Raw genomic sequence first — 25,205 nt, forward strand, 5'->3', positions numbered from 1 at the left:
TTGTAAAACTGTCGCCCAAACGTAGTATAACAACACATGGAGCGGACGGTATAGAGTTCTTGGTGGTGATACAGAGATTGCTCGCCGCCGCTCATCTTAGCCGTTATGCAGCACAACTAACCCCCCAGATCACAAAGGCTGCTTACAATCCCAAGAACCAATCATATCCAACCTCAGAGGCTCAGGACACTTGACACGATCTGTATCGTCGGCTATCATTCAACCATATGGTTGAATCAAATGTTGCCCTTGATAGAATTTTTGGTGCTCTGGCTGATGTGACGCGGCGAGACATTCTCAAGCGGGTATCGAGAGCAGAACATACTATCAGCGAATTAGCACAACCCTATGCGATGTCCTTGGCAGCGATCGCAAAGCACGTCAGCGTGCTGGAGAAAGCAGGACTCATTACCAAGCGTCGAAGTGGCAAAGAGAAAGTGATTCAGATTCAACCCAAAACGCTCAAAGTCGCCTTCTCGTATCTCAGCGAGTATGAAAAGATCTGGAGCGCCCGCTTCGATGCTTTGGAAAAACTACTAGAAGATCAGCAATCAAGCTAGGAGGATAACGGTATGGCAAATCTAAAAGTAATTGTCCCAGAAAATTCCCAAAATATCCTGGGTACAGTCACAATCAACGCTCCATTACAAAAGGTATTTGAAGCGTATACCTTTGAGGAACTCTTTGCGAGTTGGTGGTGTCGCGGTAATCCGATGAAAGTGTATCACTTCGATTGTAAAGACGGCGGCAGTTGGCACATTGCTGAGCGATCGGAAGATGGTAACGAGTATGAGTTTACGGGCTGTTTTCATGAAGTCGCTCAAGATAAACGGATCGTGCAGACATTTGAATTCTTGGGGATGCCGGAACGTGGGCATGTCATGCTGGAAAAAGCTGAGTTTGTAGCAATTGACGAGCATACAACTGAGATTCGTACACACAGCACAGCAATGAGCCAACAAGACCGTGACGGCATGGTCGCAAGCGGCATGGAAAGCGGCTGGCGGCAGTCCGTTGAAGCGCTCGGCAAGCTTTTAGAACCAGACAATTAATGACAACTCGCTCTCCCGCAAGACTGATCGTGGTTGGAAGTCGCCGATTCCAGAGCGTCAATTTTCATCATGGATCTGCCTATGCAACCAGAAACTAATCCACTTGGTGAGATGTATGAGAGAACTTATCGTCGCTGAATTCATCACGCTGGATGGTGTGATCCAGGCGCCAGGTGGCGCGGATGAAGACACCGAAGGCGGCTTTAAGCATGGCGGCTGGACGCAGCCCTATTGGCATGATGACATTGGGGCGCACTTGTTTGAGGCGATGTCCCAAGCCGATGCCCTCTTGCTGGGCCGCAAGACATGGCAAATCCACGGCGGCGCGTTTGAACCGATGCCAGGGGGCGACCCGTTCGGCGATGTAATGAACAACATTCGCAAGTACGTGGTGTCCACCACGTTGAAATCCGCATCGGCTTGGCGGAACTCCACCCTGATTAGCGACAACGTGGTTGAAGCCGTACACCAGCTCAAGCAACAGTCCGGTAAGAACATCTTCGTAGACGGTAGCAGCGTGCTGGTTCAGGTGCTGGCTCAAAATGATTTGGTAGATGAATACAGCCTGCACGTTTATCCCCTCGTGCTGGGCGGTGGCAAGCGATTGTATCCGGAAGGAAAGCGCCTCAACCTGACACTGGTGGAGGCATCACCGCTACCGACAGGCGTTGTGTTCATGCGCTATCGGCGCGCCGCATAGTAAGCTGCCAAGTCAGGTTGTAGTAGCGTGACCGGGCTAATTTGATGCAATATGATTTTCTTGTGGGATAGGCGTCTCGCCTGTCCGATGCGGGCAAGATGCCCGCACCACAAAAATTTATTGCACTATTTTAGTCCGGTCACGCCAGTAGGGTGCGTTATGAACGCACCATAAAATATGTCCGTAGCGATAACTTAAATCAAACAAACCCCTCGCTCTTTCGTCGGGCATCTAGGAGAAGCTTTTGGGTGCGATACGCCTGTCTTGCGTTAAGCTTCGCTTATCGCAAACAGAGTACGGCGCGATCGAGCCTTGGAGCGGTGCGTTAAGTAACGCACCCTACTGAGGTACTCATTCCTTTGTACGGATGCTTCTGCTACCCCTTTGCTGTGGACGTTCGTTTGGCTTATCTTTAGGTCAATACATCACCCTCAAGGTGGATGATGAGGTAGAAAAGCTTTATGTCTCGGACTGACAACAATCGAGTCAAGCAGGCGGAAATGGGCGTACCTAGCATCCCATCTGCACCCAGGTCAATTCAAAAGGGTGTACCACTCAAGCACTTGCTGGGTCAAGAAGCAGTAGATTGCTTAGCGCGAAACATTTCACTCGTCTACTCAGCCTTCGATCACAAATCGTTCCGCCAGTCTGCATTAGCAGAATTAGATTCACTTGAACTCAAGGAGCGAGGTCGGCATATAGCATTGGCACTGCGTCAACATTTGCCCGATCGTTATGAAGAGGCGATCGGGATTCTGATTGCATCCTTCACACCGCCGCAAACCGAGGCAGAAGAGTTTGGTTTAGCAGCATTCTTCTATCTACCGCACAGTTGCTTTATTGCTGAATACGGCATCGACCCGATCCACAATGGTGGAACAGATCCCTTCCCCCTATCGATGTCTGCCCAGTACGAACTGACCACTCGATTTACCGCAGAATTCTCCATCCGACCCTTTCTGATTCAGCACCTCGATCGCACACTGAGCGAGCTAATGCGTTGGACGACAGATTCCAACCCTCATGTTCGCCGTCTTTGCTCAGAAGGAACTCGTCCGAGACTGCCTTGGGGTCTACGCATTCCTGCTCTGATTGCTGATCCTACGCCTGTTCTGCCGATCCTGGAAGCCTTGAAGAATGACCAGAGCCTTTATGTGCGGCGCAGTGTTGCAAATCATCTTGGGGATATTGCGAAAGATCATCCTGAGCTTGTCTTTCAGCTTTGCGATCGTTGGCTGAACGGTGCGACGAGTGACCTAAAATGGCTCATCCGTCATGCCCTCCGCCACCCTGCGAAAAAGGGCAACGAAACGGCGATTCAACTCAGAGCCGCAGCAAAGTAGTCCAGCCAGAACTTGTAGGAATCAGGAGTGTTCTTCTTTTTGTGTCGCTAATCGCCATGAACACTCGTCAAACAGCTACCAGACTTAGTGACGATGGCATCCTCATCTATGAAAAACTAACTCCCCCACGTGTGATCACGTCTGATGGTGAAATCATTGCGGGTGAGTACAAACGAGAAAATCTCCCAGCCGGATCTATTGTAGGTCTACCTGTTTCTTCCGGAGTTATAGAGGGACGAGCACGTGTCATCTTAAACATAGAAGACGCTGATCTCCAAGATGGAGATATATTAGTCACCTCCTTTACTGACCCTAGCTAGACACCATTGTTTGTATCCATAAAAGGCTTGGTCACTGAAGTGGGTGGACTGATGACTCATGGAGCAGTTATTGCACGTGAATATGGCTTACCAGCGGTTGTCGGAGTATAAAATGCTACCAAACTGATACAAGATGGGCAACGAATCCGCGTGCATGGAACAGAAGGGTATGTAGAAATCCTGTAATAGGGGGTAGTGTTACGGGGGCGCTCTTTGATGGCGCATATGAATGAGGAAACCTGTTGAGGCTATACCTCCACAGTCTGTCCAGTCAGACGGTGAACTCACGGGCGTAGTGACGGGTTGATGCTGACCCACAATGAAATAGCTGCCCGGAAAAGTGTACTCGTGAGCCGAACTTGGGTCCAATTAGAAATGTAAGCAGAGTTCGAGGAATATCGGATGATGAAGCCTAAATCAAAAGGGGATTACAAAGCAACCTTTTGGCTGTGGAGGAAAGTTTGTTTGAGGATGCGCCGGATGCGGTTATAAGCTGCTTGTCCGGTTTGGTGGGGGCTTCGGGGAAAAGTACCATAAAGGCAACTCGCCCCGATTCTACCCAATAAGCTGCGACCAGGGGCAAACTAAACAGTTTAGTTTATATGCCTATGGGCGGATATAGCTGAAACGAGGGGAACGGAGTATTATATAAGGCTTACATGATAAGCGTTTCTGGATTTTGTGATATCTTGAGACAGCAATCAGTTATGCAGCGATGTAGGCGATCGCTTCAACCGTGTTTGAAGTTCCGCCTTTATATATTAGAGACCATTTATAAATAGCCTCATCAGTTCATCATCTGCTGTCGTATCGAGCGTGCTAAGCAATTATTCTTGCAAAGAAAACAGTTTATCGCAGAAATTTCTCGAAGTGTGGGTTCGCACATTTATATATGGTAAAAACTACGCCCGATCCGCAGAAGACGCGATCGCGTTCTGCCTGTACCGCCTGTTGTGCTACAAGTTGTATTGTTTCGGTAGTAGAAGTAGTGAGCGTTGATGATGCTTCTCTCTATTCGGGCTAGTGTTACTTCATGCCTGTCCAAAGTTTCTTGTTGACGATTAACAGAGTTTTCGCTCTCTAGTGAGCATTTCCAGAGTGGCGGTCTAGGCTTTGTTGCTGTCGTTCGGCTTGGAGCGCGTGCTAAATTCGGCGCGCCCTCTGTGTGCTTCTATCCGTTCTGGCTTCATGCAGTTAGCGTCTTTTAGTCTTTGATAATTAACTTTTACCAAATTAGCAATATTTGTAGGCTCAAGAATTTTTTTTGGATCTGGTAGTGAAAGCCAATAAGAAATGATTTTTTCCATGCACAGATATTCCCCTTTCACGCCTTTACTATGAAGGTAGAATTAGAGACAGTTTTAGATCGTGGATCGAATGCTTCAAGGTAAAGTCGCCCTAGTAGCTGGAGCAACACGCGGTGCGGGTCGTGGCATCGCTACCGAACTCGGTGTGGCTGGTGCAACTGTCTATGTCACAGGTCGAACCACCAGCGATCGACGCTCCGAATACAACCGTCCTGAAACTATTGAAGAAACAGCAGACCTGGTAAACCGAGCGGGCGGTCAAGGAATCCCGATTCCCGTCGATCATCTCGATCCAACACAAGTTCAAGCTTTGGTGGCACGCATTGACAGCGAGCAAGGGCGGTTGGATCTTTTGGTCAACGATATTGGCGGAGAATATTTGGCGGAGTTCAACAAGCCCGTGTGGGAGCTTTCCCTAGATCGGGGATTGCGGATGCTGAGATTGGCGATCGAGACGCATATCATCACCAGTCACTTTGCGCTACCACTGTTAATCAAAAATCCAGGCGGACTGGTCGTTGAGATTACGGATGGCACGGCAGAATACAATGACAAAAACTACCGACTGTCGCTGTTTTACGATTTGGCGAAAACATCAGTCATCCGCATGGCTTGGGCGCTGGCGCAAGAGTTGCAACCCCTTCAATGTACGGCTGTGGCATTGACTCCAGGCTGGTTGCGATCGGAAATCATGTTGGATAGTTTTGGCGTGAGCGAAGCTAACTGGCAGGATGCAACAGCAAAAGAACCGCACTTCGTTATTTCTGAAACTCCCCGCTATATCGGTCGTGCCGTTGCGAGTCTTGCCCAAGACCCGGATGTGGCTCGCTGGAGCGGTCAGTCACTATCGAGCGGTCAACTGGCACAGGTCTATGGCTTTAGGGACTTAGATGGTTCGCAGCCTGATGCTTGGCGCTACATTCGTGAGGTTGCAGACGCTGGTAAACCTGCTGACGCAACCGGATACCGATAAGGCGACCAACTCAACCTATGTTTAGAGTGGTCTCAAGTGCGATGCCCCCGGAAAGTGGGCTACCCCCGTGAAGGGGGTATCGCCTTTTCCAAGGTACCCCGACTGATTTTAGAAAGATTGGCATCTGTGTGTGAAAAATTAGTAGATGCATACTTGTGGGAACGAAAAGATTTGGGCGCAGTCTGAACAAAAAACGCTTTCTACTACAAGTGGTATTCCTGATACACCAGTTCAATCGGCTAAAAGAGGCAGATATTCATCTGTGACTGTCCTGTAGCATATGAGCAAAGGGGCAGAAATTTTGTCACAAAGAGTATTGAGTGTTTTGGAGTTTTTAATTATACCCGTCAGGCTGAAATCTAAGCATTCCCTATCCATTACAGAAATTATCAACTCTGATATCCCGCCAAATCTGGGAAACTTGCCATCCTGAATTGCCAACAGATTGGACTAAAGGATAATCAGGTACTGGATTATATAATGATTCAGTATGCTGATAATTCAGCACTTGCTTTGTGTCAAGTTCTAGCTCTTGGGTATTTATACTATCGTCTGGAAAATCTTGCTGTTCTAATTCCTCTTTTATCTCTGATTTTTTGAAAGCAGGTTTTTCAATGATTTTGATTAATTTTGTTTTCATAGTGATTTCACTCGATGTAGAAATTAGCAAAAAAACAAGGTTGTTTATTTAACTCAAAACCAAACTAATATAACGCGCTTTGATAATTTAAGGAACATTTGGTTGATGGTTTCTTTTGCGTATGCCCTGAGTGCCTGCTGTAGTCTCAGTGGAGTATGACTTTTCTAATTGTTTGAAACGAATTATAACAATACTATCATTGGCAATTTGGCATATAGTGATACTTGAGGAAATTGATTGAGGAAGTGTTAATGGCACGGACAAACGGGGTTAAAAGTGAAACGGAAGCTCATGTTTCACCTGTGGTTTCAGATACTGAAGATACAGCAACAGTTAAAGATTCCTCTGAACCAGTGGAAGATACCCAGGATATTGACGACATCTTGAACTCACTCAAAGCCCTACTAAGTACTGTAGAAAAACTCCAAAAAGTTCGCCACGAAGTGGGCGACATTAAACCTTTGATCGGGCGGATGCTCGATGGGGAAGTGGTTACTGGTGAAGAACTTGAGCAACTTAAGACAGGTGTAAGTGGTCTTTCTCGCCTCGTTCGTGCTTACGGTGAGCATCAAGCAGCACTGGCTAAAGCACAAAGAGCTAGAAATTTTCTAGATCAAGTACTCAAAGAGGGTAAAGCTAATTGAAACTTTCTTCGAGCGCTTTAAAAAAGGTGCTTTGAGACGCACGACAAATTTAACTGGTTGGAGAAGGATGATAAATGACATTTAGGTAACAAAAATAACTTTTAATTCCAGTGATGCCATCCAAGTTGTTCTGATTGCTGCTGTTGCAGCGCGTGGTGTTGTCTTCTGGTATTTGCCCGATATTGCCCAAAGCTAAAAAGGCATTCCGGAGTTGTAGCTTTATAATTCGCGATCGCCTGGGTCGGAAATTTGAGCGGGATTATCAACAGCCAAAACCGAAGGGGTAACGATGATTTATTTAGATTCCCCACCCTTCAATAGTTGCCACCAAAATGTTAACTAGTGGATGGTCTACAGCTTCTTTAAAGGCTTCGGTTCCTCCTGCTTTTAGTGCATTAATAACCCGTGGTATATCAACACAGATAAAAAAAGAACAAGGTCATTATTCATTTTTGGAATAAATTAACAATTCTGAAATTACATAATCTGGATGTGATCGCAAATCGAAGGGCGTCGATGTATGCGGCAATGTACAACGTGCAATAGTAGAACAGAAATAGCGATCGCCCCCAGCACCCCATGACTGAAATCAACGACCTCGGCATGACCGACACCGAATATGCCTTGCCTACTTTTTCTTTTCGTCATGCTTTACAACTTCCCACGCAGCTGGTAACAGCAAGATGAATGCGATCCCACCAAGAGTAATAAATGCTGCTCCATACACACCTTCAATAGCCATTAGCGTTTGTTCGTGTCTGGTGTTATTGAAGATAAATTGTAAAGGAGCAAATATCACCAGATAGAGAAGAGATAACCCAAACATAAAAACAAATGTAATTGCTGCTGCTAGTAGAAGTGCTTTAGCTAAGCGGATATAGAACCTAATAGCCAGCATTATCAAGTCCTTTGTCTCGTTACACATTCCTTTGAGGAGTTCGATACGTATCACTTCGCATTGTCCATTTTTCTTAGAGGAAACGCTTTACTATTAACTATTGACTATATTCGCTGCTCTCACGGGGTAACAGCGGGAGCTTTTTCTTTCCGGAACTTGCAAAGTAGCAGCGGCGCGGCGCTTTCTCTCGTCTGGCCTGCGGTCATATCTGGCCGTGATGGCTGGGTTAGAATGGGTGTTCTAGAGAGCCAGTCCAGTAGAAGTAGTTGACGTAAAATGCAGTTAGGTGGGCGTTGTTTAAATCTAACATTTAGGCTTTCCGTTTTAATGCGATCGCTAAAAAACAGACCTAAATATTTAGCCCATAATAGGCGTTTTACCCTGCTCCACATACTTTAGTTTTTGTCAACATATAATTAGTGGATCGGCTCTCTAGGAAAACATATTCAGCACAATAATATTTTGATAAGTAATCCACAATCGTGCTGGTAAGAGATGTTTCACACTAAGTATGCCTTTGAGGGTAAGACTAGAAGTAAGGAAATTCAGAAATAAAAGTTAAGTACTGCAAAGCCCATTTTGAGGTCAAACTAAATTTTTCTGAGTTGTATTTCTTTTAGGAAAGATCTGGGTAATGCATAGCCTAGATATAGGAGGGAGTGATGAAGACTCAATACGTTATCGACAGGAATAAGCGTCAAATTACGATTAAGCGCACAGGTCTGCAAAAATTTTTCGTGTTTCTGATATTCCTGGGCTTCAACATTTTGTTTATTAACGCTTTTAAGTACTTTTTTTCGAGTGCTGTATGTAACCGACAGAGCGAGAGGTGCGTGCAGGAAGAAGTAGAAATAGCACAAACAGCAGGACTGTTCGCTGGTTGGATAGGTAGCATATGGTTTACCCATCACTACTTAGTTGCTAAGGCTCGCCAACGCTACATCGGCAAGTTTGAAGTTGGAGACGACCAGTAGGGTGTATAAGACTTTCGTGGTGAGGCTGGTATTCAAATTATTAAAAGTAAAAGAAAACAGGTCTAAGCCTGAAATATATGGCTAAATAATTTCAGACTTAACCTGTATTTGAGCATGAGTCAATCGGAACGCTTACTAAGTGTTGTTAACCCCAAACTAATTAGAGTTGAAAAGTTGCTGTTTCTAAGTTGCTGAACACGCTTTTTGGGTGATTGTCCTCCCCAGGGGTGAAGTTGGCACTCTTGTGAGGAGCGATCGCTCTTGCGGGAGCAATACTGGTAGAGACTGCATGGCATTGGGAGTGGAAGTTCTGAACGGGAGCAACTGGTCAGTATAACTAGCTACTGATTCCAAATAAGCAATCTCCCACCTTGTGAGCGATCGCCTTTCTTACTTGGGGCAATGGAAACCGCCGCATCCATAAGGTCAATATCCACCGCCTCTCCCAAGGAGCGTATAAACGACCCCACCAGACCGGAGCCAGCACAATCGGAGGTTGACGTGCCTTGAAACCAATCTGCTACAGGCGTGCGTTTTCCTGTGCTACCTAATGGTTTAAAAACGCTAAGCTGTTACGCAAAGCAGTAGTACCCCCCTTCCGCACCCTAAGTGTCACATACAAAAAACTCCGAAAAAAATAGTACAAAATAACTAAGTCAAGAAAAGAGTTTAATCAAACTGTTGAGAAATAGTAGCATTAAAATCTAAGACCCGTGGAGAGATATTCCCATTCTGAAGCTGGAGTCAATTCCTTTGAGAATTGAGTCAAGAAAATAAAAGAAATAGAAAAATTTAAGTTTTCTCAAAAGAAATGTATAAAAATCAAACCAGAATTGCTGAGGAGAATTCTGGTGTTATGTTTAATGTTGAAGAGATGTCTATACTGAATATAGACCCTAAACGGGATAGTAGCAGGAATAGTAGACGCCATTGGATTAGTAGAAATTATTAATGATTTGTTGGGAAAAGAAGAAGACGAAAAGGTAAGTGCTGGTCACGTAGTGAAAGCCATGATTTTAAATGGATTAGGATTTGTATCTCAGCCTTTATATATGTTCCCCAAATTTTTTGAATCGATTCCTTGCGAGCATTTGATAGGCGAGGGAGTCAGAGCCGAGTATTTAAATGATGACAAACTTGGTAGAGTGATGGATAAAATGTTTCTGGCTGGACTAGAAACCATATTTTTAGCAGTCAGCTTAAATGTTGTCCAAAAATTTAAAATAGAGACAACAACATCACACTTAGACTCATCATCAATACACGTACACGGGGAATATAAAACCCCCTTACCAGAAGTGATATTTGAAAATTCAAAAGTTGAAGACGAATTAAACCAAGAAGAATCACAGTTAAAATCCAAAGAAGCGATAAATATTACCTATGGATATTCGCGAGATCATAGACCGGACTTAAAACAATTTTTAATAGAATTAATATGTACGGGGGATGGAGACATCCCCTTGTTTTTTAAATCAGCATCTGGAAATAGAGTAGATTCTTCGTACTTTGGAGAAATTGCCATTGAATATAAAAAGCAAATCCAATTAGATAGTTTAATAGTGGCAGATTGCGCTTTATATACAGAAGCAAATCTCCAACTCATGTCGGAAATGAGATGGCTATGTAGAGTCCCGTTGAGTTTAAAATCAGCACAATCATTAGTCTCAACACTACCAGAATCAAACTTTACCGAAAGCGAACTAAAAGGATATTCATTTCTAGCTACTGAAAGTGATTACGGTGGAATAAAACAGAGATGGTTAGTTGTACAAAGCCAAGAAAGAAGAGAAGCAGATTTACGAAAACTTTCACAAAAAATCTTGAAAGCTGAAGAAAAAGCTCGTAGTGACTTGAAGAAGTTAGCTTCCGAAAAATTTGCCTGTGAAGCTGATGCGCTGAAAGCATTATCAAAGCTTGATAAACAGTTCAAATATCATCAAATTGAGAAATTTAAAGTAACTGTAATAACACCAAAACCACAAGCATCTTTAATTCTCTCAGATGTTTATCAAATATCAGCCACAATCACAAAGGATGAAACTAAAATAAGTCAGGATTCTTTGAGTGCTGGAAGATTTATTATTGCGACAAATGTTTTAGAGTCAAGTCAGCTTGGCAATAGTACGATGATTTACCAATATAAAGCACAGCAATCATGTGAGCGAGGATTTGCTTTTCTCAAAGATCCATCATTTTTTGCAAATAGCGTTTATCTCAAAAGACCAGAAAGAATCGAAGCATTGGCAATGATAATGGGTTTATGCTTGTTAGTCTACAAGTTAGCGCAGCGACAAATACGGCTAGCTTTATATGAGTCAGGACTAACTGTTAAGAATCAGCTAGGAAAGCCTGTAGATAATCCTACATTAAAGTGGATATTCCAATCTTTTCAATCAATTCATCTCGTGACTTTTCATGAAGAAAAACAAGTTTCTAATTGGAATCAAGAACGAAACTTGATTCTAAATCTCTTGCCTGAAGACTGTCAGCGTTATTATCGATTAGTTACATAATTAAATTTTTTAAATATATAATTTCTCCATTAACTAGCTATTTTTTTAAGAAAATAGCTTTAAATAATTATGTCTAATAATTTTTTGATGAGTCTTATACATTAGTCAAACCACAAGTTTATTTAATAAAATATAGAAATTTATCTATTAATGATGACAGAAAATCTGTTGCCATCTTATTGCTAATAATTGAGAATGACTTGGATGGCTCATATCTCAGTTTGCACACTTTCTCACCTGTTTTTATAAGAAAAAGAGTATAGTTTTATTCTTTTTTTAGAGATTTCACTCAGTAATTACCGTTTGTGACAGTTGGGGTGCGGAATGGGTGTTACTCAGGCGTGCAACCAAACAAGGGAATCGCCTACCAAAAGCACCAACAGATGCGAGTGAATTATTAGATAAATTTATTAAAGAGCATTTTGAGACACCAAGACAAGCGACAGCCGCTGCGGTATATCGGGCATATGTCCGAGCTTGTAGTGCATTAAACATACAACCTCTTAGTAACCGCACTTTTTACCAACGTCTAAAAAAACGCCCAATCCACGAGCAGACTTTAAAGCGCCAGGGGGCTTCTTCCGCATATCCAACAGAGCCTTTTGTCTGGGAACTAGAAAAAAATACACACCCGCATGGGATACGTCCTTTAGAGGTAGTACATATAGACCATACTGAGCTTGATATCGAATTACGCTCAACTGCCACCGCAAGATTACTTGGAAAACCCTGGCTAACCTTATTAACCGACGCTTTTAGTCGTCGAATATTATCAGCATATTTGACTTTTGACCCTCCTTCTTACAGAAGTTGCATGATGGGGCTGCGTCTAGTCGTCCAGCGCTTTGGTCGTTTTCCCTCAACACTCGTAGTTGATGGCGGTAAAGAATTCAATAGTATATATTTTGACACTTTACTTGCCCGCTATCACTGCACCAAAAAAATACGTCCTGGTGGCAAGCCCCGTTTTGGGTCAGTAATTGAACGATTATTTGGGACAACAAATACTGAGTTTCTCTACAACTTACTGGGTAACACCCAAGCAAGCAAGCAGCCGAGGCAACTGACTAAAACTGTTGACCCAAAACAGTTAGCTGTTTGGAATCTGGGAGATTTATACACTCACCTGTGCAAGTGGGCTTACGAGATTTATGATTCCAACCACCATGACTCATTAGGGGCATCCCCATCTGTTGTTTATACCGAAGGATTGTCAAACGCCGGAGAACGCTTACACAAACGTATTGCTTATGACGAGGATTTCCTGATGGCAACACGTCCTTCCACCCAGAAAGGAACGGCTAAAGTTCAGCCAGGACAAAAGCAGACTCGCAAGAAAACTGCATCTACTACTTCTGATGAAATTACCCCGAAGCCGCTTAGTGAAGAGAGTACTAACCTGATGACGACTCCAGATGTCCCGTCGTCCGAACGCATAATCGAGGCGAGCGCCACAAACGAGAACGTACAAGAGCAAACAGCACTAAACAGTAAGAAAAAGTCCGGTACACGTGTCGGACAACGCAAACCTCAGCGAGATGCTGTGGGAAAAAGTACGAGTTATTAAGTTTTTGAAAATGATAATCAAAGTGTTAGGGGGAGAGGATGCCGCAGGCATCCTCTCCTTTTTTCTTTTAAAGAGAGAGGGTTGAGCAACGCTCAACCCTCTCTCCCCCGACTGTATGATTATCATTTTTATTTATAAACTCATGCTTGAAGTTGTGAAGCATATCGTGTCCGTTTGGTCAAAATATGATTCAAATCACATTACTGCTGCAATGGAAAGCTTCGCATCCTCTGAGCGCACATCCACCGCCAAAGAGTGAAGGCGTATACACCACTGCTTGTGAGGAGGGCGATTGCTGCTAGGGTGCTTTCTAGCCCAAGTAAACCACCGACTCACATCCGTTGTCACCACATTCTTGCCCTTAGCCCGACTGCGTTTGGAGCAAGGCGTGAACCGGGAGCAGTCGGGTTGTCGCACTACCAGGGGTGCAAGTGCCCCTTTGACATGTGCGATCGCTCCCTGAACATTATCCCAATACTTCTTCACTACCTCTAAACACGGTTCAAGATTAATCCGCAATCGCCGTAACTCGTTGTAAACCTCTCAATGACTGCTGCTTGGTAGGCTCTTGTGAATTTGAACCGACAAAGACTGTTTTATATTGGTATAGCCAATTTTTTTATAAAACAAGTGTGCCTCTTTGCGTCTAAGACTAGACCGTAACATCTTCTCGCACCACCAGGGGTGCAAGTGCCCCTTTGACACGAGCGATCACTCCCAATGCTGTTTCCAATTTGTTTTCTAGTTCCACAACGCATGGAGTGAAGCGCTCCTGATTGGCCAGTCAGCAACCATTATTCCACCCATTGCTCGACTAAATAAGGCTAATGTTGGAGTAGTTGTCATCAAGTGCCAACTTGTCTGAAGTACTACTGTATATAGCTTTCAGGGTGACAACTCTCAGACACTCGCAACAGTCAAAATGCTGGGGTTTCAACGATGATTTGATCATCAACATATCTACAACACTACCCTCTTTTGGTGACACTTGCCTCCTTTGCCTAGATAAAGAGCGAAAAAATCAAACCCCAATCAGGAACAACAATGACACAACAACGCCGCTATACTACATCCCCTGCCCGGACTAAGTTTTTTAACGAACTTGGCGCTGCGCCTGGAGTCGTTCACTTTCGCCCCGATGCACCTCCCCCAAAAATTACCCTGCTCGACTACAACCAATCTCAAGTTCAAAAGGTTGATATTAAACATCCTCAAGAGTGTATTTTGTATCTAGACAGCGAATCAATTTCTTGGGTGGATATTGGTGGCTTAGGCGATGCCCAAACCTGGGAACAACTCAAACAAGTGTTCAACCTGCATCCCCTGGCGTTAGAAGACATTATTCACGTTCCTCAACGTCCCAAAATCGAGGAATACGAGGATCAGATCGTGATCGTTGCCCGGATGGTGTCGCTGCGACAAGATGGCAAAAGCTTTATGAGCGAGCAAATCAGTTTAGTCCTAGGTGAGAACTATCTACTGACTGTCCAGGAAGAACCCTACTATGATTGCTTAGAGTTTGTCCGAGAACGGATTCAATCGAGTCGATCGCTGATTCGCAACTCAGGCGTTGATTATCTGATGTATGCCTTAATTGATGCGATCATTGATGGGTTTTTCCCAATCCTGGAAATGTATGGTGAGTTGATTGAGGAATTAGAAGCAGAGGTAGTAACATCTGCGACTCCACAAACCTTAGAGCGGATCTACGAAATTAAACGAGATCTTTTGGAGCTTCGACGCGCCATTTGGCCGCAGCGAGATGCCGTTAATGCACTGATTCGAGACAGTAGTGAGTTAATCAGCCATGAGGTGCGACTCTACTTGCGCGATTGCTACGACCATGCCGTTCAAGTTCTAGACATCGTTGAAACCTACCGCGAACTTGCTTCGAGTCTGACAGATGTGTATTTATCTTCCGTCAGCAACCGAATGAACGAAGTCATGAAAACCTTGACGATTATTTCCAGCATTTTCATTCCCCTGACGTTTATCGCTGGAATTTATGGCATGAACTTTAACACTGACAAATCTCCCTTCAATATGCCTGAACTCAATTGGTATTGGGGGTACGTCGCCACCCTAGTCGTAATGGTGCTCATGGCAATCGCTATGATTGTCTTTTTCTGGCACAGAGGCTGGTTCACAAACTTCGCAGCAGTCACAAGTCATCGGCGAACGCAGGGCAAACGTCGGAGAAATTAGAGTGGACAACCCACGACCTGTGCAACGCCATAAGTAAATTGTATAAAGATTCTAGCCAACAAATTTGACCATTTGTACAAAAATTGAGTGAATGTCAATATAGGGTGATCGCAAAGTTACGCTCAGCAATGCCAGCCTTTTCAAGACTGGGTTTGGTACCGCACAAATCTGCTGCTGCTGTGACGGTCATACCACCTCCTGCATCGGGAGCGGCGGGTGCAGCCATCCCCTAGCGCGATCGCACGCCTGTTGCGGACTGTGGATTTTTGAGGCAGGACACTCGTAGGGGCATTGCAGGTATGCCGCCGTCATAACAATTTGCTGTATCTGTGCTGCGCCTAAATCACGCCGTCAGGTGCCAGTAAAGCGTTTGAGTCGTGCGGTGCAGTGGCTGAAAACTTACTTACGCCCGGCATGTTTGAGCTAGTCAATAGTTTGGTGCAGCCTGTAGGGTGCATTACTTGCGCCCCCTACTGTTGTCTAATATTGTGTATTGTGAATTCTGTTAAGGGTGCTCCCAATTCCGTAACCTCTATCATAAGAGGAATCAAGGGTTGGCGATCGCGCTCGTTGTTAAGTCAGTTTAATGACGGCTAGTAGTCCACCACACTAATTTTGATAGGTTTGTAGTGAGGGCTTTAGCCCTCATTTAAGCAGCAAGCGTGCTTACTACAAACTCCTTTAGCCCGTCAAAATCTTTGTGGCAGACTACTAGTAGTGAAAGCTTTGGTTGTGTTGCAGGGATCGCCCCAAGGTGTGTGGCTTAACGTGTCCAAACAGGAGTTAAGTCGGCACTCTTGTGAGGAGCAATCGCCCTTCTTACCCCTCCATTGAAAACCGCCGTATCACAAGCGTGCACATCCACCGCCAAAGAGTGAAGGCGTATACACCACCCCTTGTGACATGGCGATCGCCTGTTGCATGGGGTGGGATAGCCCCAAGCAACGCCATCAGTTGAGTACAGTAGCGCGTTTGCGACCAGATGAACACCAACAGCCTTGCCCTGCTCCTCTGCCTATAAAGGGCAGTAGTGGGTTGCTCGGGCGAGCGATCGCAGTTGTTTGGTTTGAGTTAGACAACGATGCTTAACTCGTATATGCCTTGGTGTAGCCCTATATGTGCAGCTGTTTGCACCACCTCTACAAAAAAAATTTCATCTGAATCTTTAATTTGATTTCTACCTAGCTAGAAAATAGGCAATGCATAGATTGGTCAATGCATTGCATACAAACGTATATACAGGGTATTTAGTATACTGCCAACAAATAAATGCCCAGCCTTGCACAGCGCCATTAGGCGCTGTGCGACCTCTACGAACAATACTGGAATAGTTGAATAAATATAAGGCTGGGCATTTATTTTTATGGATCACTTTTATGCAAAATCCCCTGACTCGTTGTCAGGGGATCTAAAGTTAGTTTTTAAAGATTTACGAACACGTTCACGCCACTGCCTGAGAAACTGGATCTCGCTTCTCAGGCCGCTAATTCCCCCAATGTTTGCTCTACCCTTACTAACCTTCTTTCTAGCTCTTCTATTCTCTGAGATTCATTTTTCTGGGGAGACGCTAAATACTGTTTCATGTATTCAATTAGTAGTTCTGTGGCTGAGGTGTTATTCTCCTTGGCTTTCCTAATAAAAGCTTCTTTCAACTCATCATCTATTCGGATGTTTAGCTGACCCATAATGCTTCCTATAGTTTATCTGTCTATACATAGACTAGCCTGCTTTTTTCGTCTATGCAATGCCTATGCTTATTTTTCCTTGATATACAAAGCTTGTTTAAATTCTGCATATACAAAATCTAAAAAAGCATTGACATCAAGCTAGACAATGCCTATGCTATATCTATGCAAGCAAAAGGCAATCGCCCTGAGCCTGGTAAGCAAAAGCGATTACCTTTTGACCTTTTTACAGGAGATACTATTATGCCTCAAATAGCCTATACACAGCAAGCTAGAGCTAGCTACAAGCTGTCTCAACTAAAATCCTCTGATATTGCTGTTGACTCTCAAGCTTTTGCCCAAGCCGAACTGGAAGAATACATAGAAGCACAGGCATCAGCTATAGCCCCAGAAGAGGTGAACCAATTCAAAATTCAAACTGAACATTTGGGCAACGACAACAATTTGTCACAACGACAGTTAAGGGGAGACCGCAAAAAAAAGATACCAGCCGTGTTTTGAGTTTATTCGTTGTGTGGCGTGGATCTGGGTTATGACGGCTGGTATCTTTTTTCAGGGCAAGTGCCTAATCAGTCACTGTACAGCGATGTACAGCTCCTCGCATCGGTGGGTTGGTATTAGTGTTAAAGTTTTCATGGACTCCGTATTGAAATTAATATACCTATCAATACAGAGTCTCCCTTGGACAAAACCTACCAAATGCTGCCAAGCCTTGTTAAATCCTTCGTCAAAACTCAGTATTTTTCGAGGAGGCAGGCAATTAGAGCGGGTGTTATTGCAAAAAAAATGGTTTTATTCTCAATAAACCCCGCTCTAATTGCTAGGCTTGGCAGCATTTGTGAGCAAAGTGAGAACCCTTATAAAAAGTTAACCCGCCTGATAGGGGGCGGGCTTTTCTTTATTTAGTAATTCAAGTAGTTGGGTGTGAGTTCGCCTGAGAGATTCATTTTCATCTCTCAGGCGGCTGATTCCCCCACTAGTCTTTTGTTCTCGATTCCAACTTTTTTCTCAACTTCTTCGAGTCGTTTAATGACCTCGGTTAAGTCTTGAGGGGACTTAGGTTGTTCAGCAGAGCTTAAGTAATTTTCAATGAATTGCTTAAGAACAGCCGATACTGTTTTGCCTTCAGATTTCAATTGCTGGCTGAACGCCTCTCTTGTTTCGGGGTCTATTTCAAACGAGATAAAAGTTCTTTGTTTTTTGGAAGCCATAGGTTTTCCTCGTCGCTATACCCTCAATTTACTCTCGCTCAACCTTGTATTGCAAGGTATTGAATTATTGGTATTGTATTGTATTGACAAGTATAGTATAAATGGCTTAGATTAGATTCATGTCAAAAACAAAAGACGACCGCCCTGTCTGGACAACTGTGCGATCGCCTTTTGTTCCTAATTACGGAGATTTCAATTATGACTTACAAAACCCAAACACAGCAAGCACTTTTCGACCCTTTTGTTGACGAACAAGTTATAGCCCAAGCCGAACTGGAAGAATACATAGAAGCACAGGCTCAAGCCATAGCCCCAGAAGAATTGACATCAGTTGAAATCAGCTTCTATGAGCATGAAATATACCACGCTCAAAAGCTGATTGCTCGGATTACTCATGAGGATGATGATTTTGAGACACAACGTTGGGTAGTGATGATTAACTCGGTTGAGATACACCGTGCAAGCACTTGGGCTAAATGTCACAGTTACATTACTTACCACTACAAGCAGGGTGAATTACCAGTACAAGAAGAAGAAACTCCAGCGACTACCACTGGTAACGAAATCATGGCATCTATTGCCCACGAATGCGAGAAATTTGGGCTAGAACTACTGGAGGACGGCATATATAAAGATAACCAGAAACTGGGTCAAGTAGGTTGCAGCAACGGTAGATGGTGGGTAGTACTCGCATCCTCAGCAGACCTTGGATACGGCGCAAAAAACAAGTCCAGCCTTCTGGGTTGTTTTGATACGCCAACAGTACCAATCGCTGGGTCTATTAAGGCTGGACTTGTTTTCCAGCCAAATGAAACCCAAACCCAAGTGCCATGTGATAGTGCGTTTGATGCGGTGTGGTCGCTGTCGATGGTGTCAGCAAAACAATTCAAAATTCAAAATTCAAAATGCAAAATTGAAGAACCAGCTACACCCAGTACAGCAGCGATGGGTTGTGAACAGTTATTAGACCGTCCTTTTGACCAGTTAACTCCTAGAGAATGGAATCGGCTTTTGAAGTATAAGCCAACGGATGAAACTGAGGATTTGGTAGCAGCGTAGTCCAAACGAAAAAGGGCGATCGCTTTGAACAAGTGTGCTCTAGCCTTCAAACATCAATGAGAGTGAAACAGCTGATTAATATTGCTTAACTTATGATGAACACAACTGAAATAAAGCTTGGATTGTGCAATCCACCATTACCGATTTACCTTTACGTAAATCAAGGTGAATTAAACGGAGAATCTTATCTGTGGTATCGCTACGACACCAATCAAAATAAAAAGATAATTGTCCAACAAAGAGGATTAACGGGATATTTAACCGAGCTACGATTGACGACCAGAGAATTCAAAGGAAAGGACAATATTAAACTAGACATTGTTGTCTCGGCGGACGAAGTTTATATTATTCGCACAGGCGTTGAAACCAACTTCGCCAAAACATTCTTGTTAGCAGCAAAACAATTCAAAATTCAAAATTCAAAATTCAAAATAAAAGAAGGAGTAATCTGCTAAGATGCATAGAATAATCACGATTATAACAGAGTAATTACCAAGCTATGAACCAACAAATAGATATTACGAATAGAACATTTAATTTTGCCGTCCGAATAGTAAACTTATGCAAAGTGTTAGATGAAAATTCAGGAGTTGGACGAGTTTTATACAAACAATTAATTAAGTATTAAGTCTGGAACCTCTATCGGGGCAAACGTTGAATAATCTCAATCTGCTCAAAGCAAAGCTGACTTTGTACATAAACTAGAAATTGCTCTTAAAGAAGCTAGAGAAACAAGATATTGGTTGAGAATTCTGATAACTACGCAAATAATCGAATCATCAAAATTGTTGTCATTACTAACAGAAAGTGAAGAACTCATCAAAATAATCGCTGCGATAATAGTCAAAACCAAGCAGAACAATTCCAAATAATTTTGAATTTTGAATTTTGAATTTTGAATTGAAGAAGTGGTTGCAATTTCAGGATGTCTCGCGTCCGAGCCAGCTTGATGCAAGCTCTGTTGATGAGTTGGTTCAGACCATGTGTTTGGCTTGGGCAACAGATAAATTTGATAATCCCAATACTGCTGCCAGTTCATATCAACAGTATGTAGTTGATGCTGTTGCTGGTGGAAAGGAGGAGGTAGCGGCAATTAGGGCATGGATGCAGCAATGTAATTCAAAATTCAAAATTCAAAATTCAAAATTTCAGAAGTAATAATATACGAGAGTTAATCCGGAAATAAGAGGAATTACCAAGCAATGAGCCAACAAATAGACATTACGAATAGAAGATTTAATTTTTCAGTCAGAATAGTGAATTTGTGCAAAGTCTTAGATGAGAAGCCAGGAGTTGGACGAGTTTTATATAAACAATTAATTAGGTCTGGAACGTCTATAGGTGCAAACGTAGAAGAATCTCAATCTGCTCAAAGTAAAGCTGATTTTGTACATAAACTAGAAATTGCTCTTAAAGAAGCTAGAGAAACAAGATATTGGTTGAGAATTTTGATAAGTACACAAATAATCGAATCATCAAAATTGTTGTCATTACTAACAGAAAGTGAAGAAATCATCAAAATAATCGCCGCAATAATAGTCAAAACCAAGCAGAACAATTCTAAATAATTTTGAATTTTGAATTTTGAATTTTGAATTCGTAAAAAAGCGGGTAGCTTCCTAAAGCTTTCGGGGTAAGCTTGCTAGCCAAACACCAAGAACGACTGGTAATCGTTCACCCAGCTGCGGAAACAACCCAGCTAAAGAAAACATATTTCATCTATTAAGCTAGCAATCTATCAACGCGAAGACCATAGGGGGCTACTCCCATGACCAACACGGAGTAGCAAAAGTGACAAAATATTCAGCAAGAGAGGTGCAGGATGTTTAGTCCTAAGCCTTTCAGCAAAGGAAATCCTTGCCCAGTTTGCAACAGTGATTCGGCATCCTGTCGGTACAATCGAGACGATGAAGACTTTATTCTTTGTCACACTCATGTCGATGCCTCTTTAGGTGAGGTTGTCGGCGGGTTTGTTTGCGTCAAGGAATCCAACGGGCACACGGCAAGCTTTAAACCCTACACTGGCAACCTCTCCGAACAAGCCAAGCGTTCTCTTGAGACTCGGCGTCTACAAGAAAAGCAACTACGCGACAACAAGCGCAAAGCCGAACAGAACAAACGACGCCATCGGGCATTGTCAGCGAGCGATCGCCACAATCTCTACTCTGAAATCCTGGGAGGATTGAAAGTTGACCCAGCAACAACTGCCGACTTGAAAGGACGTGGTTTTACCGACGAGGAAATTGCTAGAAGTGGCTTCAAATCAGTTAGAGAATGGCAGTGGCTAAACAACAAATATGACACACAACTACCAGGTATAAGTAAAAATGGTTGGTCGTTGGCGGTTGGAAGTGGCGGCTACCTCTGCCCAGTACAGGATTTCTCGGGACGCATTGTTGCGGCACAACTGCGACTACATAATCCTGTTGATGGAAATCGCTACAAATGGCTGTCCACACCTTCAACAGCAACGTTGAAAGTGCAACCGGAGGATGAATTGCCATTAGCGGTGTTTCATCCGCCATCTGGCAAGCCGTCAGGAATTGCGATTGTCGAGGGAGTGGGGGCAAAGCCATTTTGGGTAAGCCAGAAGCTCAACTACCTTGTAATTGGCGCGGCGGGTGGACAGTGGCTATCATCACCAAAGCTTTTGGAAAAATATATCAAACAAGCGATCGCTGTTTATGGTGAATTGCCAATAAATGTTATCCCAGATGCCGGCTTTGCTCTAAATAAAGCTGTTGCTAAAAATTTACTTAATCTTTTTGGTTGGCTTCAAGAGAATTTTGTCAATTTAGAAATCAAGGTGCTTGAATGGAATCAAATCCATAAATCTCAAGGTGACATTGATGAACTGAAAGATTTATCAATCGTTCGATGCTTAAAACTTGAATCATTTCTGAAAAAGTACAGGGCGGTGTTTGACACAGAAAAAGGCTCTGTTAATAAACAGTTTCAAGATTGGGCAAAAAGAAGAGTCAAGTTAACTGCCGATATTATTCAGCATGAAAAATGGCTGTCTATTCCCCAAAGAATCGAAAAAGAGTGTGATATCTTGATAGTTCGCAAAGCCTTGGGAGGAGGTAAAACCAATGCCTTGATTGAATATTTAAAACGCTTAGGTAAGGTCGCCCTAGCTGTGAGTTACCGTAATTCTCTAATGGGGAATACGGTATATAGAGCCAATAGTGCAGGACTTAGCGCCATTCACATCAAGGACACCCTTGACATAATTCAGGGTCAAAGAATTGATTTCAGACTTGATGATAGTACGAAACTGTACTGCGGGTGTGCTGATAGTTTCCAAAAGTTTGACAAGGTAATTGAGCACAATCCGGAATACATTTTGATTCATGATGAAGTCTGCTCAATTTTCAATCATCTAAAGGGAGGAGGAACACTAAAAGACAGACAGCAGCAAGCAATTGAATGGGATGTAAATGCAATTAGAAATTCCAGCTTTGCCATCATGATGGATGCGTTTGTATCTGATAGAGATGTCGAATTTCTAAGAGCATTATTTCCATCAAAGAGAATCAAAGTACTCGATAGCATTCATCCGACTAAGCCAAGAAAATTTATTTTTTTGGAGACAGAAAGCAGCACAAAAGAATACACTCAGGGTGCAAAGTATTTGCCCTCTCAACTAGTAGAAAAAGCCAAGGCAGTCGGTAAAGTACTTTGGATTAGCGATTCTCAAAGAAGTTGTGAACTGGCAGACGAAATGTTGACTGGCATTGGCCATAAGCATTATCGGTTAGATGGTAAGACCAGTCATGAAGAATTAGCCAAACAATTCCAGTCAAACCCGAAGGATTTTATTGTCACGCAGTTGCTTGATTCAACTAGCCTTAGTCCCAGTGCAGAATCTGGGCTGTCGATTGATTTATACGATTATTTCGATGTGGTGTGTCTCGATATTAGGGGAACCGTTGGAGTTAATACACTGCTTCAGATGTCGGGGCGCTTGAGAGATACGGATGTGCCTATTTACGTGGCTTGTCCTGAATTTGTCAACATCACCAAAGACCCATGTCCGTATCCGATGGCGCAGGTAGAGGAGGTATTGCTCACGCGCATTAATTGGTTGCTCGAATCGGCAAAAGAAGCGGACGAGCGTTTGATTAATAGCGACTTCGTAGCCAACATGTTTGACGAGATGGCTACGAAATTCTCCTCTGACCCTTGGTTTTTGGCTTCTCTTGAGGATGCCAAGCAGTTGAAGTACGAGCATCAAAATTTGAAAATGTGCCTCAAGACTGCGTTAGCTCAAGCAGGAAATATAGTCATCGACCATGTTGAAAAAGCCGACGAAGGGCAGCATTCCCAGGTCAAGGAAACTAAAGAAATAATTAAGGAACGAGAGGCAAAGAAAATATTCGACTCACCCGATATTGAATGGGAAAAAGCGCAGGAATTAATGAAAAAGGATGTGAATTACGACCAAAAGTGTCAAATTGCCAAAGCACGATTGAAACATCTGTTGCCTGGAATTGAGGATACACCTAGCTGGTCGCCTCAACTGGTTAAAGCTTTACTGATTGACGACCCCCAGTTCATCAACAAACGCTGGCGATTGATGCAGCTACAACAGGAGGAATTGGCTGCTTCTGTTTTTAAGAATTCGCACTCCTGGTGCTTTGAGCATGGCTTCACAGCTGACCAAGTGTGGAAGGCAAGTACTACCAAGATTGATGCACTTAAAGTATTGGGGGTTGGGCAAATAATTGAAGCATCAGAGTTCTCCAGCCAAGATGATTGGGTGCTAACTATCGTTGAGGAGTATTACTCTCAACAAGAATATTTCAACCTGATTGGAATACCCAAAGCTAAAAAATCTCACAAGAAGTTGTCCCACATCAAGACGATGGTCGATAGGTTTTTGGATTATTTTGGGCTTGTAAGTAGGCACTCAAGGAAGACTAAGGATCGCAGATGGTACACTGCCCAGGCACCAGAGGCAATTAATGGCTTTTTGTCCGACATTGATCAGTGTCTGAAGCGAAGGGGTGAAAAATCTATCGATGATGCTACCTACTTATCCGCTCCAATGGCGATCGCTCGGATGCAGCAGCAACGGGAGTGGGAGCAACAGCACCGAGCAGACCTCAACAACCGGATACACCAAGTCGCACTCAATCGAAATGACTCCGACTTGGTGGCATCGATTCGGTCTTATTCTATAGAACTAAACGAAAACGATGCCACCAAATCATCAGACAAAAAGCCCTGTGGGCAAACCCAGGAGTGGGATAAGCCAGAATCGATAGGGGATGTAACCAACTATATCGAGTCTGAGCGGGTGGCATCGATTCGGTCTTATTCTATAAAACTAAACGAAAATGATGCCACCAAATCATCAGACAAAAAGCCCTGTGGGCAAACCCAGGAGTGGGATAAGCCAGAATCGATAGCCCAGAACATAGCACCAACTGAAATTGTGGTACAACCATGTCTTGGAGTGAGCGCACCAGGTTCGACACCCGAACCACAACAAGAGACAGCCGGAAAGCCTTGCTGGGTGTGGCATTGCTCCCAATGGAAGCAGGCGACCCTTAAAACACTCCAAGACAAACCACCCTCGAAATTCTTCAAGGCAGTTGTGGAACTTGTTTCTGGGCTCTCCATGATCGTGTGGCAACGAGAGTGTTTTGAGATGGCGGCATGACCAAAACAATTCAAAATTCCACGCCCGCAAAATTCAAAAGAATATTGGGTTGGGTGGTAGTCAAGAATTGATTCACTATTTATTTATATAGGTAGTGGCTACCGCTACACATACTACGGGTGTAGCATAAACCGTAGTCACCACCTGCTGAGCGTCAACCCAAGCGTTGGGTGGTAGTCATGGATTGGTTATCTATTTATTTATATAGATGGTGGCTACCGCTACATATACTACGGGCTCCGCACAAACCGTAGTCACCACCAGTCGTAGTCATACTGGGAATACAGTAGTCATTGATTAGTTATCTATTTATTTATATAGGGGGTGGCTACCGCTACACATGCTACTGGTGTAGTATAAGCCGTAGCCACCATCTGCCGTATTCAATATTGGGTTGGGTGGTAGTCATTGATTGATTTATCTATTTATTTATTATGAGTGGT

General features: G+C 43.5%; 29 protein-coding genes and 2 pseudogenes. 21 read left to right on the plus strand and 10 right to left on the minus strand.

Annotated features, from left to right (window positions below; all coding sequences use genetic code 11):
• The first annotated feature begins 227 nt into the window (after positions 1-227).
• The 7 genes from FIS9605_RS0132260 (at position 228) to FIS9605_RS46315 (ending at position 4,439) form a co-directional block, all read left to right on the plus strand.
• Complete coding sequence (locus FIS9605_RS0132260) at positions 228-560, plus strand: ArsR/SmtB family transcription factor (RefSeq protein ID WP_026736199.1); 333 nt, start codon at positions 228-230, stop codon at positions 558-560.
• Positions 561-572: 12 nt separating this feature from the next.
• Positions 573-1,052, plus strand: a complete 480-nt coding sequence (locus FIS9605_RS0132265) for an SRPBCC domain-containing protein (RefSeq protein ID WP_026736200.1) — start codon at positions 573-575, stop codon at positions 1,050-1,052.
• 115 nt (positions 1,053-1,167) lie between these two features.
• Entirely contained in the window at positions 1,168-1,752 is a 585-nt protein-coding gene (locus FIS9605_RS0132270) for a dihydrofolate reductase family protein (RefSeq protein ID WP_026736201.1), read from the plus strand.
• A 461-nt stretch (positions 1,753-2,213) separates the two neighbouring features.
• The gene (locus tag FIS9605_RS0132275; RefSeq protein ID WP_197036214.1) at positions 2,214-3,095 is read left to right on the plus strand and encodes a DNA alkylation repair protein; all 882 of its coding nucleotides are present in this window, start codon (positions 2,214-2,216) and stop codon (positions 3,093-3,095) included.
• A gap of 56 nt (positions 3,096-3,151) precedes the next feature.
• A complete protein-coding gene (locus FIS9605_RS45750; RefSeq protein WP_026736203.1) occupies positions 3,152-3,415 on the plus strand; it encodes a hypothetical protein in 264 nt (87 codons plus the stop codon).
• A 6-nt stretch (positions 3,416-3,421) separates the two neighbouring features.
• Positions 3,422-3,526: a PEP-utilizing enzyme gene (locus FIS9605_RS46310; protein WP_269321108.1), complete on the plus strand. Its 105-nt coding sequence runs from the start codon at positions 3,422-3,424 to the stop codon at positions 3,524-3,526.
• A gap of 781 nt (positions 3,527-4,307) precedes the next feature.
• A complete protein-coding gene (locus FIS9605_RS46315) occupies positions 4,308-4,439 on the plus strand; it encodes a hypothetical protein (RefSeq protein ID WP_269321109.1) in 132 nt (43 codons plus the stop codon).
• A gap of 82 nt (positions 4,440-4,521) precedes the next feature.
• Here FIS9605_RS46315 and FIS9605_RS0132285 read toward each other — a convergent pair whose 3' ends face one another.
• Positions 4,522-4,722, minus strand: a complete 201-nt coding sequence (locus FIS9605_RS0132285; protein WP_026736204.1) for a hypothetical protein — start codon at positions 4,720-4,722, stop codon at positions 4,522-4,524.
• Between the two features lie 70 nt (positions 4,723-4,792).
• On the opposite strand from FIS9605_RS0132285, the gene FIS9605_RS0132290 reads away from it, so the two are divergent.
• The gene (locus tag FIS9605_RS0132290; protein WP_197036215.1) at positions 4,793-5,695 is read left to right on the plus strand and encodes an SDR family oxidoreductase; all 903 of its coding nucleotides are present in this window, start codon (positions 4,793-4,795) and stop codon (positions 5,693-5,695) included.
• A 370-nt stretch (positions 5,696-6,065) separates the two neighbouring features.
• Here the strand turns inward: FIS9605_RS0132290 and FIS9605_RS0132300 are convergent, their stop codons facing one another.
• Positions 6,066-6,335 carry a hypothetical protein gene (locus FIS9605_RS0132300; RefSeq protein ID WP_026736206.1) on the minus strand — a complete coding sequence of 90 codons (270 nt, stop codon included), beginning with the start codon at positions 6,333-6,335 and terminating at the stop codon, positions 6,066-6,068.
• A gap of 251 nt (positions 6,336-6,586) precedes the next feature.
• Here FIS9605_RS0132300 and FIS9605_RS0132305 point away from each other — a divergent pair, with 251 nt between their 5' ends.
• Positions 6,587-6,979 (plus strand): hypothetical protein, encoded by a 393-nt coding sequence (locus FIS9605_RS0132305; RefSeq protein ID WP_026736207.1) that lies wholly within the window; start codon positions 6,587-6,589, stop codon positions 6,977-6,979.
• A gap of 477 nt (positions 6,980-7,456) precedes the next feature.
• Here the strand turns inward: FIS9605_RS0132305 and FIS9605_RS43510 are convergent, their stop codons facing one another.
• Positions 7,457-7,627, minus strand: coding sequence for a hypothetical protein (locus tag FIS9605_RS43510; RefSeq protein WP_155960636.1), 171 nt, complete (start codon positions 7,625-7,627; stop codon positions 7,457-7,459).
• Entirely contained in the window at positions 7,608-7,931 is a 324-nt protein-coding gene (locus FIS9605_RS0132310; protein WP_026736208.1) for a hypothetical protein, read from the minus strand. Before FIS9605_RS0132310 ends, FIS9605_RS43510 begins: the two co-directional genes overlap by 20 nt.
• Before the next feature lie 608 nt (positions 7,932-8,539).
• On the opposite strand from FIS9605_RS0132310, the gene FIS9605_RS0132315 reads away from it, so the two are divergent.
• A complete protein-coding gene (locus tag FIS9605_RS0132315; RefSeq protein WP_026736209.1) occupies positions 8,540-8,851 on the plus strand; it encodes a hypothetical protein in 312 nt (103 codons plus the stop codon).
• Between the two features lie 183 nt (positions 8,852-9,034).
• On the opposite strand, the gene FIS9605_RS43515 is transcribed toward FIS9605_RS0132315, so the two are convergent.
• Positions 9,035-9,205, minus strand: coding sequence for a hypothetical protein (locus FIS9605_RS43515; protein WP_155960637.1), 171 nt, complete (start codon positions 9,203-9,205; stop codon positions 9,035-9,037).
• Positions 9,206-9,707: 502 nt separating this feature from the next.
• Here FIS9605_RS43515 and FIS9605_RS39115 point away from each other — a divergent pair.
• Together FIS9605_RS39115 and FIS9605_RS39120 are read left to right on the plus strand one after the other, a co-directional pair.
• Positions 9,708-11,367, plus strand: a pseudogene (locus tag FIS9605_RS39115) (IS1634 family transposase).
• A 328-nt stretch (positions 11,368-11,695) separates the two neighbouring features.
• Positions 11,696-12,934: an integrase catalytic domain-containing protein gene (locus FIS9605_RS39120; protein ID WP_231510543.1), complete on the plus strand. Its 1,239-nt coding sequence runs from the start codon at positions 11,696-11,698 to the stop codon at positions 12,932-12,934.
• Positions 12,935-13,129: 195 nt separating this feature from the next.
• Here the strand turns inward: FIS9605_RS39120 and FIS9605_RS43520 are convergent, their stop codons facing one another.
• The gene (locus FIS9605_RS43520) at positions 13,130-13,453 is read right to left on the minus strand and encodes a hypothetical protein (RefSeq protein ID WP_155960638.1); all 324 of its coding nucleotides are present in this window, start codon (positions 13,451-13,453) and stop codon (positions 13,130-13,132) included.
• Positions 13,454-13,978: 525 nt separating this feature from the next.
• On the opposite strand from FIS9605_RS43520, the gene corA reads away from it, so the two are divergent.
• On the plus strand, positions 13,979-15,139 hold the full coding sequence (gene corA, locus FIS9605_RS39125; protein ID WP_051470227.1) for a magnesium/cobalt transporter CorA: 1,161 nt from the start codon (positions 13,979-13,981) through the stop codon (positions 15,137-15,139).
• A 94-nt stretch (positions 15,140-15,233) separates the two neighbouring features.
• Here the strand turns inward: corA and FIS9605_RS46320 are convergent, their stop codons facing one another.
• Complete coding sequence (locus FIS9605_RS46320; protein ID WP_269321110.1) at positions 15,234-15,365, minus strand: hypothetical protein; 132 nt, start codon at positions 15,363-15,365, stop codon at positions 15,234-15,236.
• Entirely contained in the window at positions 15,326-15,451 is a 126-nt protein-coding gene (locus FIS9605_RS46840) for a hypothetical protein (RefSeq protein ID WP_442854747.1), read from the minus strand. The genes FIS9605_RS46320 and FIS9605_RS46840 overlap by 40 nt, the downstream gene beginning before the upstream one ends.
• Positions 15,452-16,042: 591 nt before the next feature.
• On the opposite strand from FIS9605_RS46840, the gene FIS9605_RS43525 reads away from it, so the two are divergent.
• The gene (locus FIS9605_RS43525) at positions 16,043-16,228 is read left to right on the plus strand and encodes a hypothetical protein (RefSeq protein ID WP_155960639.1); all 186 of its coding nucleotides are present in this window, start codon (positions 16,043-16,045) and stop codon (positions 16,226-16,228) included.
• Positions 16,229-16,614: 386 nt separating this feature from the next.
• Here FIS9605_RS43525 and FIS9605_RS0132350 read toward each other — a convergent pair whose 3' ends face one another.
• Positions 16,615-16,824 carry a hypothetical protein gene (locus FIS9605_RS0132350; RefSeq protein ID WP_231510544.1) on the minus strand — a complete coding sequence of 70 codons (210 nt, stop codon included), beginning with the start codon at positions 16,822-16,824 and terminating at the stop codon, positions 16,615-16,617.
• Between the two features lie 165 nt (positions 16,825-16,989).
• On the opposite strand from FIS9605_RS0132350, the gene FIS9605_RS0132355 reads away from it, so the two are divergent.
• Entirely contained in the window at positions 16,990-17,325 is a 336-nt protein-coding gene (locus FIS9605_RS0132355) for a hypothetical protein (protein ID WP_026736211.1), read from the plus strand.
• Between the two features lie 455 nt (positions 17,326-17,780).
• Here the strand turns inward: FIS9605_RS0132355 and FIS9605_RS0132365 are convergent, their stop codons facing one another.
• Complete coding sequence (locus tag FIS9605_RS0132365) at positions 17,781-18,035, minus strand: hypothetical protein (protein ID WP_026736213.1); 255 nt, start codon at positions 18,033-18,035, stop codon at positions 17,781-17,783.
• 198 nt (positions 18,036-18,233) lie between these two features.
• On the opposite strand from FIS9605_RS0132365, the gene FIS9605_RS0132370 reads away from it, so the two are divergent.
• The 6 genes and pseudogenes from FIS9605_RS0132370 to FIS9605_RS0132390 all read left to right on the plus strand — a co-directional run bounded on the left by FIS9605_RS0132370 (position 18,234) and on the right by FIS9605_RS0132390 (position 24,762).
• A complete protein-coding gene (locus FIS9605_RS0132370) occupies positions 18,234-19,094 on the plus strand; it encodes a hypothetical protein (protein ID WP_035140505.1) in 861 nt (286 codons plus the stop codon).
• Between the two features lie 95 nt (positions 19,095-19,189).
• A pseudogene (locus FIS9605_RS0132375) lies at positions 19,190-19,498 on the plus strand (hypothetical protein); the annotation flags it as partial.
• 303 nt (positions 19,499-19,801) lie between these two features.
• Positions 19,802-19,966 (plus strand): four helix bundle protein, encoded by a 165-nt coding sequence (locus FIS9605_RS46470; RefSeq protein ID WP_331280988.1) that lies wholly within the window; start codon positions 19,802-19,804, stop codon positions 19,964-19,966.
• A 16-nt stretch (positions 19,967-19,982) separates the two neighbouring features.
• Positions 19,983-20,252, plus strand: coding sequence for a hypothetical protein (locus FIS9605_RS41545; RefSeq protein ID WP_072032453.1), 270 nt, complete (start codon positions 19,983-19,985; stop codon positions 20,250-20,252).
• A 44-nt stretch (positions 20,253-20,296) separates the two neighbouring features.
• Positions 20,297-20,662: a four helix bundle protein gene (locus FIS9605_RS0132385; RefSeq protein ID WP_026736217.1), complete on the plus strand. Its 366-nt coding sequence runs from the start codon at positions 20,297-20,299 to the stop codon at positions 20,660-20,662.
• A 254-nt stretch (positions 20,663-20,916) separates the two neighbouring features.
• Complete coding sequence (locus tag FIS9605_RS0132390; RefSeq protein WP_026736218.1) at positions 20,917-24,762, plus strand: hypothetical protein; 3,846 nt, start codon at positions 20,917-20,919, stop codon at positions 24,760-24,762.
• Positions 24,763-25,205: the final 443 nt, after the last annotated feature.

This window comes from Fischerella sp. PCC 9605 (assembly GCF_000517105.1).
Classification (GTDB): domain Bacteria; phylum Cyanobacteriota; class Cyanobacteriia; order Cyanobacteriales; family Nostocaceae; genus PCC9605.